Origin of the sequence: Hyphomicrobium sp. CS1BSMeth3 (genome assembly GCF_900117415.1) — a bacterium.
GTDB lineage: Bacteria > Pseudomonadota > Alphaproteobacteria > Rhizobiales > Hyphomicrobiaceae.
Genome location: NZ_FPEI01000005.1, coordinates 355,736 through 375,387, shown reverse-complemented (window position 1 = coordinate 375,387; position 19,652 = coordinate 355,736). Strand labels below are relative to the sequence as shown.

The 19,652-nt window shown below is 62.1% G+C and carries 10 protein-coding genes; 1 reads left to right on the top strand and 9 read right to left on the bottom strand.

What is annotated here, in order from left to right; genetic code table 11:
* Positions 1 to 211 precede the first annotated feature (211 nt).
* From CS1BSM3_RS10895 to CS1BSM3_RS27970, 9 genes are all read right to left on the bottom strand, one after another.
* Positions 212 to 2,281, bottom strand: coding sequence for a hypothetical protein (locus CS1BSM3_RS10895; protein WP_072387129.1), 2,070 nt, complete (start codon positions 2,279 to 2,281; stop codon positions 212 to 214).
* A gap of 65 nt (positions 2,282 to 2,346) precedes the next feature.
* Positions 2,347 to 4,032, bottom strand: a complete 1,686-nt coding sequence (locus CS1BSM3_RS10890; protein WP_143149165.1) for an SH3 domain-containing protein — start codon at positions 4,030 to 4,032, stop codon at positions 2,347 to 2,349.
* Between the two features lie 175 nt (positions 4,033 to 4,207).
* Complete coding sequence (locus CS1BSM3_RS10885; protein ID WP_072387127.1) at positions 4,208 to 4,534, bottom strand: hypothetical protein; 327 nt, start codon at positions 4,532 to 4,534, stop codon at positions 4,208 to 4,210.
* Positions 4,535 to 4,549: 15 nt separating this feature from the next.
* Complete coding sequence (locus CS1BSM3_RS10880; protein ID WP_072387126.1) at positions 4,550 to 4,939, bottom strand: hypothetical protein; 390 nt, start codon at positions 4,937 to 4,939, stop codon at positions 4,550 to 4,552.
* A gap of 10 nt (positions 4,940 to 4,949) precedes the next feature.
* Entirely contained in the window at positions 4,950 to 5,147 is a 198-nt protein-coding gene (locus CS1BSM3_RS10875) for a hypothetical protein (RefSeq protein ID WP_072387125.1), read from the bottom strand.
* Positions 5,148 to 5,257: 110 nt separating this feature from the next.
* Positions 5,258 to 5,722, bottom strand: a complete 465-nt coding sequence (locus CS1BSM3_RS10870; RefSeq protein WP_072387124.1) for a helix-turn-helix transcriptional regulator — start codon at positions 5,720 to 5,722, stop codon at positions 5,258 to 5,260.
* A 222-nt stretch (positions 5,723 to 5,944) separates the two neighbouring features.
* The gene (locus CS1BSM3_RS10865; RefSeq protein WP_072387123.1) at positions 5,945 to 7,339 is read right to left on the bottom strand and encodes a hypothetical protein; all 1,395 of its coding nucleotides are present in this window, start codon (positions 7,337 to 7,339) and stop codon (positions 5,945 to 5,947) included.
* Between the two features lie 26 nt (positions 7,340 to 7,365).
* Positions 7,366 to 8,676 (bottom strand): hypothetical protein, encoded by a 1,311-nt coding sequence (locus CS1BSM3_RS10860; protein WP_072387122.1) that lies wholly within the window; start codon positions 8,674 to 8,676, stop codon positions 7,366 to 7,368.
* 420 nt (positions 8,677 to 9,096) lie between these two features.
* Entirely contained in the window at positions 9,097 to 9,642 is a 546-nt protein-coding gene (locus CS1BSM3_RS27970) for a hypothetical protein (protein ID WP_143149164.1), read from the bottom strand.
* Between the two features lie 730 nt (positions 9,643 to 10,372).
* On the opposite strand from CS1BSM3_RS27970, the gene CS1BSM3_RS10845 reads away from it, so the two are divergent.
* Complete coding sequence (locus CS1BSM3_RS10845; protein ID WP_072387119.1) at positions 10,373 to 19,570, top strand: tail fiber domain-containing protein; 9,198 nt, start codon at positions 10,373 to 10,375, stop codon at positions 19,568 to 19,570.
* Positions 19,571 to 19,652 lie beyond the last annotated feature (82 nt).

The following is a 19,652-nucleotide window of genomic DNA, read 5'->3' as shown; positions in this document are numbered from 1 at the left end:
CGGTAGCGGTGGCCGTGCATTTTGTGTGTTTGGCTATCATGGACAAGAGAAGGAGGTGGGAGCGATTGTCGTTTGCCGAAGACGCAGGCATGTAAATGGCTCGGCGTTGCTGCTGGTGCATGGTGAGCCTCCTACTTGGGCAGTCGGTCGACAACGCCATTCCGCGAATATGAGACGTATCGGTGGTGCTCCGGCTGCTGGATGGGAGCGTCTATTTGGCCGACATGAGGATGGTGGCCTCGCCGAGCAGCCAGATGCGGTCCTCGCTGGTGAGTGCGGGCTCGGCGTATAGTTTAAGCAGGGCGGCAGGGTTCCTGCTTCTGATTGTGTTCTTGGCGATCTCGAGAAGCGTGCCGCTTTCATGTTCGTGCAGCCGCGGTAGGTTGTGCTTCTGCATCACGGCCCTGAGGTCGCGTAGTCGTTCCTCGGGAGTGAGCCTGATCGACGATTGTCCCGTCGTCATGTCATAGACCATGAGAGGATAGGCGCGTTTCATCTCTTCCAGTGCGGCGTTTCTCCAGGATCCGTCCTCGCCTGGATTGGGATTGAGCAATCTTCCGATGACGTATTCGCGGACATTTTCGTCTCTGCCCACCTCCTCGCGCCATTCGTTGGTGCCGGCCTTGATCGAGGGAAGAAGCTGGTAGGTGCGGATGCGGAATTGCTCCCGGCTTACGATCAAGGAAAGAACGCGGCGCATGGTCGATGCGGGGAGCGCGGCGTTCATGTCAGGATAGAGCGCGCTGCTGTTCTCGAGTGCATAGGCGAGGAGCGGATCGGGCATCTTTTGGAGGGTGGCCTTGAAGGAAGGGGCGCCTCGGTTTTGCGATACGGCAACGAGCAAGCGTACCACCTCGCTGGAGTAAGCCGCGTCGGTGAAGTCCTTTCTCGTGATTTTGGCGGCGACGGTCGCTATGCATGTATCGTTGAGGGCGTCTGTGGGAAGTTCAGGCTTGCTTTGGGCGATATTCAGGAGTTCAGCGCAGTAGCTGAGAATATGCCGGGGAGTGATAGAGGGTTGGGCTGCTAGAAATTGGCTCACGAGTTGCGGAAAGCGGGTGGCCATGGCTCCATCGATGATTGCGTTGGCCAGGTGGAGTTGGAGTTGGGCGAGGGCGCCGTATTCGGGGTTGTAGGTGTGCGGAGGGAGGCGGCGCATGTGGGTTGCAACGGCCGTCAGGAGGGCCGCGTCATTGTTCGCAAAAGCCCTGCGCAACCATTCATAGTTGAGATCCCAACGATTGTGCTGGGGTGATTTGAGCATGAACCCGTAGCGCTGGATGGGGGGCGCGTTGCTGAAGGTGGCAATCCAGGAGGCAATGGCTTCTTTGTCTTTTTGTGAAGTCGACATGTCGTAAATTTTGGTGACGAGGCCACTCGACATCTCGCAGGAACTCCGAGCATTGAGGAGTTGAGCCAAGCGATCCCGTGGCCACCACGGAAGGATCTTGGTGACGTGCGCTTGTGCATGGGCGCAGTCGATTCCCAGAAGCGCCGAAAGCATCGAGGTGAGCTGATCGGGGGCAGGAGCGGGGGTGTGAACCTTGAGTATATCGACAAGGGCTTCCGTGTCGTCGATATCAAGCCGCCAGCGCGCTGTTGTGCCAAGGCCGTCGGGCGAGCACATCTGCGGCGATGAGAACGTGCGGAGGAATGTCTTGGCGCGTTCAATGCCGTGGACACGATAGAGGGCAAGGGCGAGTTCGCAATCCCGGTCCATGCCGACTTCGGATGATGCCGCGAGATAGTATTCCGCGGCTTTCGGGCCTTTGGTCTTCTGGAGCTGGTCGGCAACAGGTTCGCCGAGGGCCCTTAGTGTTCCGACCGCCATCAGCGCATGTTGTTCGGACGTAGCGCGGAGGGCCTCGGCTTGAGGATCGGGAAGCTTGTCGAGGGCTGTCGGTGCCTGGGCAACGTAACGATCGAGAGCTGCCTTTAGGCAAGCGTAGGTCGGTTCGGTGATGCAATTCTCGGGCTGGCCTGATGCGTCACGCAAGGCGTTGGCGAGCTCCTGCCGGGTCAGAGTGCCAATCTTTTCGTTCGCAGAGATGCGGACGGCGGCGGCCGTGCCGCCGTAGTCCTTCAGGATGACGGCAACAAGCGCCTCGGCGTCGGTCAAGAGTTTGCGGCGCTCGAGCGCGTCGGCGCTGTTTTGCGCCGCTGCAATGCGTTCCGCGGCCGTGACGTATTTCTGGTTGGCTGCGCGCTCTGGATCATCGCAAGCGGAGAGCGCCATCGAGGTCCAGAACGCAATGAGCAACGCGCGCGAGAAGGAGAACATTCGTGCCTCGGCCTGTTTGACGTGAGTGGTCGGTTGAGGGCGATGGGGGTGGGAGCTGGAAGGACCTAGGGGCACCGGCGCTTGATGGTAGCGAAGGCTTGCTTGGCACGCTGCGCCATGGCGGCGGGCTCACGGGTGTCGCGGTAGGCGCCGCTGTCTTCGTTGGGGCTGCAGACCATGTCCGAGCCGTCGTTGCGTTTGCCTAGAGGGCAGACGGCACCGACGCCTTTGAAGGAGATACGGGTCAGCATCGGTGGATGATGATTGCCGGGGCGGTTTACGAAGGAGCGCATGAGCCCTTCTTCGGGATCTTCCATGCGTTCGATCTTGATGGCCGTCGCTTTGCCGAAATCGACGCGCTGCTCGTAGCGGGACGTCGGTGATTTGTTGAATGGCGAGCCCGAGTGCCATGGCCCCCAGGTGCCCTTTTGCGCATCGAAGTCACGCTTGGCCCGCTCGGTGACGACGCGGAAGCTGCACGGCGTCTCGGTCATGATGGTGGTTGTCTGGCGGTATTCCCAGGCGGGCGTGCCGAAGCTGTTGCGGACGATGGTGTTGGTGGTATGGGGCTCGATGTCGGCGGCGCCCTGGAGGACGATGGCGATGGCCTGGAGGTGGGCGGTTTCGGTGTCCTGCGGGGACGGCGGTGGGCCTGATGGTGCGGCCGTCGCGGTGTCCGCTGCGGCGTTCTTTGCCAAGGCGGCGAGGTTGACCCACACGGTGGTGCCATCGGCGAGCCTGGCTGCGGACCAGCCGTCGCGGGGCGCGCCTTCGAGCGAGAGGGTGTCGCCGGGGTTGAGCTTGCGAGCAAGGGGCGCGGTGGTGCTTGGAGATTGGCGGGGATTGAGTGAGCCCGTCAGCCGGAGGGGGGATGTGGCGGAAGGTGCGGGTTTTGCTTTTGCAATGGCAGCGACCTTGGGCGGTGGGATGTTGGCTTGCGTTTCTTCGAGGGCATCGACCATCTGGGCGTAGGCGACCTGGCCCCTGTCGAGAGCCCGCTGTTTGAGGGTCTTGGCGGTGGTGATGCATTCGTGGGCCGAGAAGCGGCTGCTGTGGCGCGGGGCTGTGAGCTTGCCGCCGTGTTTCATGTAGGCGATGAGAAACTGCCGCGCCGGTTCGATCGCACGGTCCTCGGGGTCGGGCATGTAGGCGAGCACGCTGTTGGTCACGCGCGCGGGCAAGCTGCAAACGCCCTCGGGCTGTGCTGGATATGTTGCATTGATGTTTGCGCCGCCGGCGACGAGCTCATTGAGCAAGGGGGCGTCCATGCTCTCGACGGCGCGGGCGAGGAGTGGCACGCCGAAGGCTGCGGCATTGGGATTGGCGCCGCCTTTGATGAGGCGCTGGATGAGGGCGAGCATGGCCTCGGCGCGCGCGGGGATGTGGCGCAGGGCGAGATAGGCTTTCATGCACATGGGAAGGGGCTGTGCCGGTTCCGAGTGCGGAGGAATGTTGGGCAGTGGTGTGCTGCGGGCCCCGCGATCGAGGGCGGTGTTGATGCGCTGGATGCTCTGCTGCCAGAACTCCTCGAGCTTGCCGGCGCGCAGGTCGTCGTAGTCGCTGAGGGTGAGGCAGAAAGAGGCGAAGATGGTGCGGTAGTAGCGCGGCAGCGGGGTGTTGAGGTCTTGTTTCAGTTCATTGACGACATAGTCGTAGGCGGCGGGTTTGAGCAGAAGAAAGCTGCCGGGGAACTCGGGGACGAAGGCAATGAGAGGTTGTCCCGCGATGCGCTGTGGATCGATGTTGGCCATCTGGCGCAAGGTTCGCGCTTTGCCGATGTCGTTCTGGCGGATGGCTTGCACGTATTGGAATTCGACTTGCGAGAGCTGGGCGCGGGCCTCAGTGGCGATGAGGAACAATGTGGTGGCGAGTATGAAGCGGAAAAGCATGGGCACCTCGGAGATGCGTTGAATTGCAGCGGGGGCGCTAAGGTGTTTGCGGTCGCGCCGCGGCCGAGATGAGAAGGCCGAGGATCAGCACGGCGATGCCTCCTGCCGTGATGAGGTAGAGGTTGCCGGCTGCGGGGCACAGCTCCCTGGGCGCCATCGGGGCGCCGTAGGTTTGCGAATAGAGGCATTGGGCATAGGTATCGCGCTGCTTGGCGCGGCCCTGAGCGACGGCGTGTCCGAGCCAGTCACCGGGGGCGATGTTGAGGTTGGGCGCCGGAGGTTGGTTCGCGAACCAGAGTCCGGCGACAGCAAGGGCGAGGACGAAACCGAGGGCGGCGAGCATGGTGCCGAAGCGTCTGGCCATGGTGATTATCCGAGGTTATGGGCTTGGTTGGCAGGCAGTTCGCGCGTCCTTGAGGGTGTTTATGAGGGCCGTGAAGTAGGGAATCGTGTTGGCGCCTTCCTGCTCGAGAATGAGCAGGCAGAAAGGCTTTGCATCGGCTGCTGGTGGTGTGGATTGCTCGGCGGTCAAGGCTTTGAGGACGCTGGTCGCGAGCGTGATGCGCGCCGGTGTGAAGCGTTCGGCGAGGAGTTTCTCGGCACATGCGCAGTCGCGGGGGTGAATGAGCGGGCTTTTCGCGCACGCCTTGATGAAGGCGTCGTTTTGGATTGTGCGAAGCGGGTCATTGAGTGCGTTGACCGGCGCCGCAGTGACGAGTGCGGTCACGGGGAACATGATGGCGAGTGCGGAAGAGCACCGATTAATCACGACGGTGCTCCTACTGCTGCGGACGCTTGGTGGCGGCGGAGATGGTCTTTGCCGTTTTGAAGCCAAGTTGGGCTAAGCCTGCGCCCCACAGCCCGAAGGCGGCGGTGAACATGGGCAGCGCGAAGATGATGCCGATGATGGTGAAGCTGAGGGCGAGGGCGGCGATGAAGACGAAGGTGCCCGAGATGATTTTGCCGATGCCAGCCATGTGAGTCTCTCCAATGGGATAGGTGTTGTGGTGTCGTGCGAAATGCGCGCGTCCGGATTTGCTTGGATACGCGTCTTAAAAATGAGGGCGCGCGGCCATATACCGTAGCCTTAGGTTGCGTTGGTGGAGCGTCGGCGGAATTCGGTGGGGGTCATGCCGACGTCCTTCATGAAAGTTCCGACGAAGTGGTCTTCGTCCTCGTACCCGGCGCGCTCGCGAACCTCGCGGATCATGAGGCGCGTTTCGATCAGCAGGCGTTTGGCATAGGCGAGGCGGGCCTCGCGGATGAGCTGACCGGGGCTTGGAGCGCCAATCTTGTGCAGCTCGCGCCGCAGTTTGCTGAGGCTGATATTGTCGATGGCGGAGGCGAGATGCTCGGGTGTGAGGGTTACGTTGGCGAGTTCGGTGGCGATTTTCTCCTCGGTCCAGCGGCCGTGCTGGGCGAGGGTTAGGAGGGCTTCCCGGCGCGTCCATTCGTTTTCAATCCATTCGGCAATGGTGGCCTGCACGCCCGCAAAAAAGGGATTGTCGGCCAGTTTGCGGGTGGCTTTTTTTCTGGGCGCGTCGGCAGGCATCTGGAGTGTTCGGTGCATGGCAATAGGGAGCCGTTCGCGCGCGTGGGCGCGCGTGAGGAAATGGATGCGAGCTGATGCCCCCCGAAGTTATTGGTCCTGGAGAGTGTTAACGGGGGGGAGCGCGTTGGGAAGATGCTTGGCGCGAAAACCGGGGTTTATGGCGCGAAAGGCGGGGGTACGGCCGCGCGGGCCGAGGGATCTGTGGATGAAGCATGAGAGGTCTCACGTGGCAATGGAGTGAAGGTGCTGCGTGGGGCGGATCACGACGTGGCGGCCCGTGACGTGTGGGTCATCGGTGTGCCGGCCGACGTGGCGGAGTGCGGGCTGGCTGACGGTGGCTGTGTCGAGAAAGGCGTTCACGCCGCCGATGCTGGTAAGGCGCGTCTGGTCGATGAATTGTGCAGACGAGCAGATGTTGTTGCCGGCAATGGTGGTGAGGCGTGGTTGATTGATGGTGGTGGCGTGGCGGCAGAGGTTGGAGGCGCCGATGGTTTCGAGGCGCGGCAGGTCGACGGCGCTGGCACGGCCGGCATTGAAGTGGCCGCCGATACTGCGGAGTTTGGGAAGTCGGATAGTGGACAGGTGCAAGGCGAGGGTGCCGCGCACGTCGGTAATGCAATTGAGCAGTTTCTGCGGGAGGTAGGAGAGGATGAGCGCGGCCTTGGGCTGCTGGGTGAGCCATTCGAGGGTGGAGAGCGGGGTGTGCTTGTCGGGAACGATGTGGGCAACGAGGGCTTGGGCGAAGTTGTCCTGGGTGGCTGGGAGGTAAGTGCCCTCGGTGGTGAGAATGCTCATGCCGTCATTGGGAAGCGGCAGGTCGAAGATGTCGACGACGCGTGTGGTACCTCGGAAGGCGTGGAGGGCGCGGCAGAGCGGTGGCAGGAGCCGGCTGCGGCCTGAGATCGGTTCAAGAGCCTGGATGTTGGTGATGTTCCAGGAGCCGCAGCTGTACTGGATGGTCACGCGCGGCTGATCGTTCTCCATGAGCGTGAGAATGCGCAGGTGGCCGTTCTCGATGGCGCGCCAGTAGCCGAGGGCGAACAGGGATTCGCTGGTCGTCGCGGGCCGCACGCGATCGACGGCGCCGAGAAGGGCCAGGTCGTAGACATTGGCGGTGCAGTGCCTGAGGGCGAAGCCATCCTCGCGCAGGTGGCGCGGATGTGTGACCTCGGTGAGGGTGTAAGGCGGGTCGCGCCAGATGACGCGGCGGGGGGTGACTGGCGCTTTCGCGCGCTCGGTGAGGATATTGGGGCGCGTCGCCGTGAAGTGGCGCAGAATATGGTCGAATCCGGCACGGCCTCCGATGAGTGAAGGCTTGGCAATGAGTGCTTCGGCAATGGGGGCGGTTGGAAGGTCATTGGCGCGCAAGGGTTCCTCGGTGTGATGTTTGCAGAGGTGCGCGAGGAGCTTGACGGTGAGCCAGGTCAGGTGGTGCTGGCGGTAGACGTGGCCGAGCTGCGCGATCAGGCGCGCAAGGATCTGCGCCGCGATGACCCTGCGGTCGATGTGTCTCGAGAATGGGATTTTGGCGGTGATCGGCGCGGCGCCCTCGGCGTCGAGGCCGGCAAGGACATTGCGGATGGCTTTGTAGGCTTTCTGCGTGGTCGGCGCGGCCATGGCGTGGTTCCGTCGCTGTAGGCGTTCTATGCCGGCTGCAGGCTCGACTGTGGCCGCGCGGATTTCGGGTGCAGAGGTTGCGCGCCGCTGGCGACGATATTGGTCTTGCCGACGCTTGTGAGTGCGGGCTGGTGGATGAGTTGGACGCTGTCGCAGTAGTTGCTGGCGCCGATGGTGGCGAGGCGCGGCTGGAGCACGGTCAGGGCGCTGTCGCAGTAGTTGCTGCCGCCAATGGTGATGAGGTTGGGCGTGGAGATGGTTCTCGCCTTGCTGCATCGGAGATGCCCGGTGACATGGCGCAGACGCACGAGGCGGGCGGTGTGGTTGCGCATGGCAATGTGTCCAGCAACCTCGGTGATGCGGTTGATGTGCTGGCTGGGAGCGCGCGTGAGGTTGAGCGTGACGTGAGGAATGCGGCAGAGGAACTGGAGCTCAGGCCAGCTGATGTCGGGAGGAACATCGATGTGCCCGGCGAGAATGCGGTGGAGATTGGTCGGCGTTGGGTTTTCATAGGTGCCGTCGATGGTGAGGCAGGCGCGCGGATTGCGCGCAGGCGGCAGCGCGCTGATGTTGATCAGGCGGTCGGCGGCGCGGAAGTGAGCGAGGGCGCGGCACAGCGGGGCGAGCAGTCGGCTGTCTTGAGTGAGGGGTTCAAGGGCCTGGGCTTGATTGATGTTGTGGGAAGCGCAGATGTACTGGATGGTGACGCGCGGGTGGTTGTTCTCCATGAGCGTGAGCATGCGGACGCGGCCGCTCTGAATGCCTTGCCAGTAATCGAGGGCGAAGGGGGCTTCGCGCGGGGTGGGGGCTCGTTCAAGCTTGGCGAGGATTTCCGGGTTCATGTGTGCGCCCGTGCAATGGTGCAGGGCAAAGCCATCCTCGCGCAGGTGGCGCGGGTGGGTCATCTCCGTGAGGCTAAAGGCGGCGTCGCGCCAGAGAACGCGGCGAGGCGAGAGCGGGCGCTTGGCGGCCTCGGTGAGGGCAGTGGGGCGGTTGGCGTAGTGGCGATCGAGTAGAGTCGCGAAGCCGATGCGGGAGCCGATGAGCTCGGGGCGTGCCTGCAACGCCTCGGCGATGCATTTGGTTGGATACTCGGCCCGGAGTGCGAGGCTGTGCGTGTATGACTTGGCGAGGTGAGCGAGGAACTTCACCGTGAGCCAGGTGAGGTGGTGTGGTTGGTAAGTGGCCTCGAGGCGGGATACCAATTCGGTCAGGATGAAGGCGGCGCGGACTTTGCTGCGCGCTTGGGCGCGTGGGTACGGCACGCGGGTGTTGATGGTGGCGGTGCCCTCGGCGTTGCGGCCTTCGAGAACATTGCCGATGGCGCGGAGCATCATGTTTGGGTCGATACGTATGCTGTCATGCATTGCGGTTTGGCCCGTAGTCATTGCGGTTTGAATTGGGCGGGGCACGCGTAATGCGTGCCCCGCTGTACGCGGCACGAGGCGGTTGGCGTTGGGGGAGGCGCCATGGCCGCTCTTTGCAGCGAAGTGGTCGAGCGGAACGCGCAATATGCGTTTCGCGTGCTGGCCGCAGGCGTCCCTGCGACGAACCGGGCGTTCGGCAGGCCCCTCCCGGTTATGAGTGTTGCGCAAGCGGGTCAGCGATACTGATGCTGGCCCGCACCTCTGCCTTTCCGAGCGGCGCGTACCCCCAGGCGCCGCCACAGCACGCGCGATGGAATGACGGATAATTCGGGCAGGTCAATGGTTCCGCCGGAACTTTGCGGCGCATCCCCATACACGCCGCTGCAGTGGTTATCTTGAGCTTGGCAAGTGTGGGCCTTTTGGCTTGGGTGTGTTTTGAGGGAGTAGGGTTTGCGGGCCGCTGCTGAGGTTTAATGCCGTCGTTAGTCGCAATGCGGCTGCGAAGGTCATGGCTTCTGGTTTGCGTCGATCATTGAGTGCGTTTCTTGGTGTGTGCGTGGGCACGGCCATGATTTTAGCGGCTTGCTGCGTGGTGAGGCCGGCTTGCTTCCAGGCTTTATGGGCGTTCCGCCACACCTCCCGAGGGTGGCGGGCAGATTGGCGGTAGAAGTGCCAGCGCTCGAGCTCGTCAGCTGTGAGCGGGCGCGTCAGTTCAAGCATATCGATGTGGAGGATCTTGGCGAGCTTGGCGATATCGGTTGATGAAAGCTGGAGTTTGGCATGTCGAATGTCGCGGAAGAGCGACCTGGGTATTCGATTCTCGTGAGCGATGGTGCGGTCTGTGATGTGCAGGCGGTGGAGATGGTACGCGAGAAGGGCCTCGGGGCTTTCGGGGTTTTGGTTGTCCGTGAGCAGGGGCCATCGATGCGCCAGCACATAAGCTTTCTTGCTGGCGCAAGAATACGGGAAGCGGTGCCAATTGTGTTTTACGTGCGTACGATTTGAGCAGCGACATGGGCGTAGGCGCGGGGTCTGGGTATGGTGGAGCATGGACACTGGGAGAGCGCGCACGGGTATATCGCCAAAGGGTGCGCACAATGTCGCGCGTGCGGATGCGTTTGCTTTGGAAATTGCGGAGCGCGTGGAGGTGTTGAGGGAAACGGGAATTGTGCGGCTTGCAGATCAGGCCGTGGCGCTCAATCGGCGGGGCGTGCATAGGCGTCATGGGCGGCGTCGGTTTTCGACGCAGCAGCTGTATGTTGTATTGCGGCGAGCGAGGGGGCTGCTGGGGCGTCCGAAGATCCGTAGCTGTGACGTTGTAAAGGCGTTGCGGAGTGATTGGCTGTGGGGCGTGCAGGGGGTGGTGATCGGGTACTTGGAGCGAGGGGATGTGTCGCAAGCCGAGTTGGCGGCGATGCTGAACCGGCAAGGCTTGCGCACGTTTACGGGGCAGCTATGGCGCCAGCGGTCGGTGTCGCGGCTGCTTGCTGAGTTGCGGTCGATGCGGGGTATGGGGTTTTAGCGTGTATAGATTTCTAGTGGGCGCCGCATGGCAGTTTGCGCCACAGGGGTGACGGCAATTTAGTCAGGCGTGCTGACGTATACCGCAGCAGCGGGCACACTCCGCGATGTGAAGATTCGTGCGTGCGCGCTTGTGGCTGTGTTGATGACGTTCGCCGTCGCGGCGTTGCTGCCTATTGGGGCATCGGCTGCCGATTGGGCGAATTTCGCCACGGTCAGCATGACCAATCCGACGACTCCGAAGCTCGCGAACCGCGCCATCTGCTACACGGATGGCCGGGACATCATCTGCGATAACGACACCACGTACATCACCACCGGCGGCCTCATCAACGCGGGCGCGCTGCAAACCTCAAGCTACGTTTCGGCGGGCAGCATCCACACCTCGGGCACGGTGATGGTGTCCAACACCGTCTACGCAACGCAATTCGTGGGCGATGGGTCGCTGCTGACGGGCTTGGGTGGGATTCCAGATCGTATCGTGTCGGGCACCACCAGCGTAATCACGTACCAGAACAACTCGATCAGCCTGACCACCAACAGTATCGAGCGGATGAATGTGACCAATGGTGGGATCGCCGTGTATGGGAGTGCTTCGTTTTATCCCGCCGGAGCGGGAATCCGGAGCCTCCATATGCAGGCCGACTCATCGTTCGACGGCGTGAGCAATGTCATCCGGTTCAGGCAGGGAACGACGACCGCCAACGCGGTGCTGTTCTCGTTCTTCGACAACGCATCGCCACCCCTAGTGTTGAGGAACTACAGCGGCGTTGGATATGTTGGCATCGGGATGATGTCGCCCACGGCGCGGCTGCATGTCTCCGGAACGATATCGGCTACGGATGCCATCCAGGTCGGCACAAGCAGCCTGGCCTGCGGCAGCGGCATATTGGGTGCTATCCGTTACGATACGGGCAGCATCGAGTATTGCAATGGGGCGGCCTGGACGGGGCTTTCATCGAACACCACAGGTGGGGGCGCTACAGACCGCATCGTCTCGGGCACGGGCGATCACACCCGTATCGTCGCCGTCTCCAACACCGGCTTTATCAGCATCACGCAGAATAGTACCGACACCGGCTGGTTCGACCCTGCGCGCGGCTTGGTGACGCTGGGCGTCTCCGCCACCGGCCCCATCTCGGGCACAAGCGGATACTTTGCCGGATATGTGGGCATCAGTACGACCACACCCCGTGAGGTGCTCTCGATTGGCAATGGGCAGCACTTGCATCTCGGAGGCAGCCTTGCCCACTATTTCAACGCGTATTGGGATGGGACGCAGAACGTGTTCGCAGGTTATCGCGGGGGCGCGAAGTATAGTGCCCAACTGGAGTTCAACCCCAACGCGGGAATCTTCTATGTGAAGACCACGCCGGATACAGGGGCTGCGGGGGCGCAAGCGACATTGAGTCAGCGCATCACCATCCCGAGTTCCGGCAATGTCGGGATTTCCAAGACCGTGCCGCTGGCCAAGCTGGACGTGGACGGCACTATCTCGGCCTCCAATGCCATCCAAGTCGGCACAAGCAGCCTCGACTGCAGCGCAGGCATCCCCGGCGCCATCCGCTACGACAACGGCAGCATCCAGTACTGCGATGGCGTTGCTTGGGCAGGGCTCTCGTCGAGCACCACCGGCGCCGGCGTCTCGGATCGGATCGTCTCCGGCAGTGCCGTGGCCTACATCAGCCCTACGGGCACGGTGTTCATGCACGGACGGCTGGAAATTGTGACGGGGACAAGTGTCGTGGCCATCGGGCCGAACGCGGCCGCGAACAACACGAACAGTTTTGTTGTCGGAATTGGTGCAAATGCGGCGCGCAACAACAGCGGCCTTAATGTCGTGGCGATCGGCGATTGGACCGGTTGGGACAATACGGGCGACAACGTGCTGGCCATCGGCGCGAATGCGGCGGCGAGCAACACGGGTTCGTTTGTGACGGCCATAGGATCTGACGCCGGATACTACAACAGCGGCCCATATGGGCTTACGGCGATCGGCCCGTGGGCAGGCTACGGGAACACCGCGAATTACGTAACTGCGGTCGGTAACACGGCGGGTTGGGACAATAGAGGTCATGGCGCAACGATGCTCGGCGATGCGGCCGGCCAGAGTAATACGGGGGATGATGCCGTCTTGCTGGGCTCGGTGGCGGGCTACGCCAACACCGGCCACCGCGTTACCGCGGTCGGAACATGGTCGGCGGCCGGAGCGAGCGCGTCTCCCCACAACAGCGTGTTTGTTGGGTTTGAGAGCGGCAAGACGGTAGCGGACGCCGAGCGCAACACGTTCCTCGGCACGCAAAGCGGCGACAACGTCACCAGCGGCGACGACAACATCCTCATCGGCTACCAGGCGCGTACGCCGCAGCCCGACACCAACACCTTCCTCAACATCGGCAATGCCATCAGCGGCACGGCGACCGCTGCTGGCAATCTCAGCTTCATCGGCGGCATCAAGGCCAATGGCATCGTAACCGCCACTTACTTCGAGGGCGACGGCAGCAGGCTTACGGGAATTGGCGGTGGCGACCGAATAGTAAGCGGCTCGCTTGCTGTTATTGCCAATAGCCAGACAAGCGTGGTGAGCCTTTCCACGGCAGGAACCGTGTGGGGTTATCTCGGCAGTGCGATGAGCTATTTGCCCCGCATCAATGCGGATCGAGTTAGCAGCACCTTGGTGTCGTCAACATACGTGCAGCTTTCCAGCGCGACGCAGGTGCTGGCGTGCACGGGAGAGAGGGCGGGGACGCTTCGCTATGTCAGCGGCAGCATCCAGTTTTGCCACAACAGCGCGTGGAAGGGTTTGGGTGGGGCCGGTGAATACCTGCAGGCCAACAGGTCGTCAGCACAGAACGATATCACGGCCGGGTCCGCGGTGCTTTTCGGTTCGAGTTGGGGCAACACGTCGTTGGTCAGTCTCAATACGGGAAATGGCCGCTTCACTCTGCTTGCGGGGCATACCTATCGCCTAATGGGGAACTTCCGTCTTGCAACGGGCTCGCCTTCGTCAGCTGTGAGTGCGCAATGGTACAATGTGACAGCGAGCAGCGGATTTGGATTGAGTATGGCTGTCCAATCAGGGAACCTTGCAGATAACGCGTCGGACTTAGAAATGGCCGTCGGATACATTACCCCGGCGGCAGACACGGTTGTTGAGCTTCGCATCACATGGGCGACGACGGGGGCCGATCTGTCGACGGCCAATGCTTCCATTGATGTGATGATGACGGGCGCATCGGACGGAGGAGGCGGAGCAAGCTCATTGGCCGACCTCACCGACGTCAGCGTGGCCGGCGCGAGCACCGGCAGCATCCTTGCTTATAACGGTTCGTCGTGGGTGGTGAGCAGCACTTCCGGCGATGGCGCTCTTGGCGACCGCATCGTCTCCGGTACCAGCAACGTCGTCGTGAACCAGAACGGGGCGATTTCGTTCACGATGGGCGGCCTGACAAGGATGGCGCTCGGCGCAAGCGGCAAACTTCAGATCGGCGCGATCTCGAACACGACTTGGGATCCGGACGATGAGGTCGAAATCAACTCCGGCCACAACACGCTGTCGAGCACGCTGGCGTTCACGAGCGGTGATTTTGGCGGGTATCGGATGCGTGTCGGCTACAGCCACTCCTACAGCAACCATATCATGCCGAATGCGGGCGCTCAGATTATTGTGGATGCTGATGGTCAGCTTCACTTGGCCCCGCGCGTCAATGCCAGCCTCGCGAACGGCATCATATTCTACACCAGTTCGAACTCCGCGCCGATTGAGCGCCTGCGTTTGATGCCCAACGGCAATGTCGCGATTTCAAAGACGAACGCGCTGGCGAAATTGGACGTAGCCGGGACGATTTCCGCCTCCGACGCGATTCAGGTCGGCAGTAGCAGCCTCGGGTGCAGTAGCGGCATCCCCGGTGCCATCCGTTACAACAGCGGCAGCCTCGAGCTTTGTAACGGCAGCAGTTGGGGGGCGCTCGGCGGCGGCGCAGGGGACCGCATAACCTCCGGCACGCTGGCGGTCATTGCCAACAGCAACACCAGCGTGGTCAGCCTTTCCACCGCCGGAACGACGTGGGGCTATCTCGCCAATGCCATGAGCTACCTGCCGCGCCTGAATGCCGAGCGTGTCAGCAGCACCCTGATATCGTCAACGTACGTGCAGCTTTCCAGCGCGACAGCAGTGCTGGCCTGCAGCAGTGATATTGCGGGAACAGTGCGGTACAGCTCCAGCAGCATTCAGTTCTGCAATGGTGGCGCCTGGACGACGCTCGGCGTGAACAGCATTGAGCTGATGCGTGCGGCCGGTGCCGGACAAACCGATGTTGTGACGGGAACGCCGATAGCCTTCAGCAACGTCGGCGATTCGAGAGGGTCATCCATTTCGCTCAACACCGGTACCGGGCGCTTTACGCTCGTCGGCGGGCGGACCTACCGGCTTATGGGGAAGACGCGCCTGCACAGCAGCTCCCCGGCAGGTGGCACGAACTACCAATGGTATAATGTGACGGCCAGCGCCTTTGTCGGGGCTTATGGCTCCATTCAGACATCCCACTCGTCGGGTGGTTGGTCGGACAGCGAATGGGCCTTCGCCTATGTCACCCCCGCCTCGACGATTGAAGTGGAGCTGCGCATCAGCTCTCCGACGGCCGGCACCGATCTGAACGACTCCCATGCGTTCATCGAAGCGTTGATTGTTGGTGATGAGGGCGGAGGCGCAGCCACGGCCCTCGCTGACCTGACCGATGTCAGCGTCGCAGGCGCCACGACGGGCAGCATCCTTTCCTACAATGGATCGTCATGGGTGGTGAGCAGCACGGGCACCGGAGGCGGAAATACCGACCGCATCACCTCCGGCACGGCAGTGGCCTACATCAGCCCCACGGGTACGGTGTTCATGCGCGGGCGGTTGGATATCGTCACAGGCACCGATGTGGTTGCCGTGGGTGAGAGGGCTGCGGCCAACAATACGGGCGAGATCGTCACTGCAGTTGGTCGTTTCGCGGGCGAGGCGAATGCCGAAGACTATGTGGTGGCTGTTGGCGAGGAGGCGGCCCGGAACAACACGGGGTACGTCGTGGTTGCTTTGGGGACCAATGCCGCGCGGGACAATGCGGGGGATTGGAATGTCGCGGTAGGGGCGCAGGCCGCTGCCAACAACGTGGGGACGGGTGTGACGGCGGTAGGTGGGTACGCAGGCCACGGGAATACCGCGGATTTTGTGACCATAGTCGGTAACGTGGCGGGGGAGGAGAATACCGGCCATGCCGCAACGATATTCGGAGATTCGGCTGGTCAGGGTAATACGGGCGATGATGCCGTCTTGTTGGGATCGGTGGCGGGCCACGCGAATACCGGTCACCGCGTTACCGCGGTCGGAAACTGGTCGGCGGCTGGAGCGAGCGCGTCTCCACACAACAGCGTGTTCTTCGGCTATGAGAGCGGCCGGAATATCACCGATGCCGAGCGCAACACCTTCCTCGGCACCCAAAGCGGCGACAACGTCACCAGCGGCGACGACAATATCTTGATTGGCTACCAGGCGCGCACGCCGGCGGCGGGAACCAACAACTTCCTCAACATCGGCAACGCGATCAGCGGCACGCTCACGTCGGGTGGCTCGCTCACCTTCATCGGCGGCGTGAAGGCGAACGGCATTGTCACCGCCACTTACTTCGAGGGTGACGGCAGCCGCCTCACCAACCTCCCCGGCGGCGGTGGCGGCACCTCCGACCGCATCGTCTCCAACACCGCCGTGGCTTACATCAGGCCCACCGGCAACATGGTGATGCGCGGGTATCTCGACATCGTGACCAATTCTGGTGTGGTGGCCATCGGCCAGCAGGCCGCGACGACGAACGTGACGATCACCAACGTGACAGCCGTTGGGTATCAGGCGGCCCAGAATGTCACCGACAATGATCTGACCGCAGTGGGGTATCTGGCGGGACGTAATATGCGGGGCGTGGTCAATACAGCGGTTGGCGCCCGGGCCGGGGAGAACGCGAATGGCCATTACAGCACGTATTTGGGGTATGAGGCGGGGCGGTATAGCACGGGCGGCCAGATGGTGATCATTGGCGTCGGGGCGGGCGTGCTGAATTCGGGCTCAACAGGGGTTCTGATCGGTCAGAATGCGGGTGGAAGCAATAGCCCAAATGAAGTTGTGATGGTTGGGGACGGAGCTGGTCGGTTTAACGGCGGTTGGAACAGTGTCGGGCTTGGAAACAATGCCTTGGGCAGCAACTCCGGTATTCAGGCCTTGGCCGTAGGAAACAATGCGGCACAGTACAATACGGGCGGCAACAGCGTGTTCTTCGGGGCAGATGCGGGAAAGAACAACACGGGTGGGTTCAGTACGCTGATTGGCCATGGCGCCGGCCAGACCAATACGCAGAATAACCTTTTGGCCATCGGTTACAATGCGGGGGTAAACAACCGCGCTTCTGATGCGATTCTCATAGGGTACAATGCCGGTTCCAGTAATGGGGGCGCTCACGCGATCATCATCGGCAACCAGAGTGGGCGCAATTCCCCCACCCATAGCGTGATAATCGGCAACAACATCGGCACGTTCACGATGACCGATGCCGAACGGAATCTTTTTGCGGGGCATGAGGCGGGATCCTCCATCACCGGCGGTGACGATAACGTGCTGCTTGGTTTTGAGGCCGGTTCCAATGTAACGACGGGGAACAACAATATCGCCATCGGCTCGCGGGTTCAGTTGCCTTCGGGTACGTCAAGCGGGCAGCTCACCATCGGCAACGCGATCTACGGCCGGAATGTGTCGGGAACCTATACCGGCGTGGCCCAGCACGCCCGCATCGGCATCAAGACGCCGAACCCGCAGACGGAACTGGAGGTGGACGGCACCGTCTCGGCCACCAACCTGCGCGTGGCCCATATCGTCACCGCGACCTACTTTGAAGGCGATGGCAGCCGGTTGACAGGGATATCGGGTGGCGGTGGCAGCGGAGACCGCATCACCTCCGGCACCACCAGCGTAATTGCAGGCCAGAACACCAGCATCACTTTCACCACGGCGGGCACCGAGCGAGTGACTATCGGTTCCAATGGCCGCGTCGGTATTGGCACCAGCACGCCTAGCACCACCTTTGTAGTGCAGACGGCGGCCCCAACTTGGCAGGAAGGGGCGCTGGTCATGCTGGTCGAGAACAGCGCCGGCGCGCCGATGCTTACGCTGACCAACAGCAGCGGGCTCAACTCCAATAACATCGGAATGACGCTGACCGGCTCTATCGAGGCCTATCAGGATGCCGCGTTGAGCTCCGGGCTGTACGTGCGGCGCTCGTCCGCAAGCGGATATGCCTTGCGGATGAAGGATGCATCGGGGAACGCCATATCCGAAGGCGTCGGGTATGGCACGATGTACAATGGCAGTAAGGGCTTCGGAGTCATCCTCGGCAATACGCATCTTCTGGCAGGAGGAGCCGATGTCGACATCCACAATGATAGCGGTGGTCATATCAATGTGGGCGGCGCCTACAGCATCAACCTCGGTATGGGCGGCGTCGCAAACGACATCAGCCTGACGGCGAACAATTTCCGGTTCTACAATCAGGCTCGTCAGCAATTGATTCATGCCTCGATCGACAAGGTCGGCATCTCCACCACCAACCCGCTGGCAAAACTCGACGTCGCGGGCACCATCTCGGCCTCCGGCGCCATCCAAGTGGGCACCAGCAGCTTGGCCTGCGGCAGCGGCATTCCTGGCGCCATCCGCTACAACAGCGGCAGCCTGGAGTATTGCAACGGGGCAAGCTGGATCGCGCTCGGTGAGGGCGGAGGCGGTGGTGCCACTGACAGCATCGTCTCCGGCACCTCGAACCGCACGCGTGTCGTGGCGATTTCCAGCACCGGATACATCAGCGTCACGCAGAACAACACGAACACTGCGTGGTTCGATCCTGCGCGCGGGCTGTCGGCCATCGGAGTATCCACCACCGGTACCATCAGCGGCACCAACGGATATTTCACCAATCGCGTGGGTATCGGCACTGCAGCGCCATGGGAGGCCTTGCAGGTGAATGGCAATATCCTTGTGGGCAGTGGTGACTACATTGGTGTCGGCAATGGCGTTTATGGAGCGATTAGTAATCGGAGGGTTAGCATCGACGATGGAACCTATGTTGCGGCGGAGTGTGGGGATCTGGGGTTTGCTCAAGGGTGGTGTTTTGAGTCTGGGAACGGGTATCGGTTCAACGTTGGCGGCCAACATGTGACGTCGTTCAAGCCTGGCGGTGTCGGTATTCTGACGAACTTCCCGTCGGCAACCCTTCATGTGGTTGGAACGGTATCAGCCTCCGGGGCCATTCAGGTGGGTACCAGCAGCTTGGTCTGCGGCAGTGGCATCCCGGGCGCCATCCGCTACAACAGTGGCAGCCTGGAGTATTGCAACGGCACAAGCTGGACGGCACTCGGCGGGGGCGGAGGCGGTGGTGCCACAGATAGCATCGTATCGGGTACCTCCAACCGGACGCGGGTGGTGGCGATCTCGAGCACCGGCTACATCAGCGTCACGCAGAACAACACCAACACCGCATGGTTCGACCCGACACGGGGCTTGGTGGCCGTCGGAGTTTCAACCACCGGCGTCATCAGCGGCAGCAGGGTGTACGGGCGGGATGGACTTTCGACGACAGGAATGACCATCGACACCAGCGGCGGATGGACGGCCTTCGCGAACGGCGGCAACGGGATTCTCTTCTACCACAGTTGGTACATGCCGCTGAATATGTCGCAGGACAAGGTTGGCGTGAACACGTGGACGGGCGGCGGGCCTGCGAACTGGGCCAACCTGCAGGTGTCCGGCAGCATGATCGTCTCCAGCACGGGGATGGGCGCGAACCCCGCGCTCTGGGCGGGCGCCAACGGCCGGGTGAGTGTCGGCATCGCCAACCCCTCGTATAATTTCCAGGTGTCCGGCTCGATCGCGTACTCGGGGCCGTTGGTGGATCTTTCCGACCGACGCTACAAGATCGACATCAAACCGCTGGCATCGTCGCTGGAGCGGCTGCGCGCGCTGGAGCCAGTGACTTTCCGGAAGAAGAACAACCCGGCCCAACTGGAGCTCGGTTTCATTGCGCAGGATGTCGAGAAGCTGTTCCCCGACCTGGTGCTGACAGCGGACGATACTTCGGCGACCAAGAGCCTCAACTACGTCGGCCTCATCGCGCCGATGGTGAAGGGGATGCAGGAGCTCAAGGCCGAGAACGACAAGCTGCGGGGCGAGCTTGCAATGGAACGCGCGGCGCGGATGAAGCTGGAAGCGGCGAATGACAACTTCGAGACGCGGATGCGCGTGCTCGAGGCCGCCAATAGGCGATGAGAAACGGCGTGGCCCATTGATTGAGCATTGCCCGTGCAGCAAGGAGCCTCGTGGGATAGACTTCCGAAAATAAGAAAGTGCG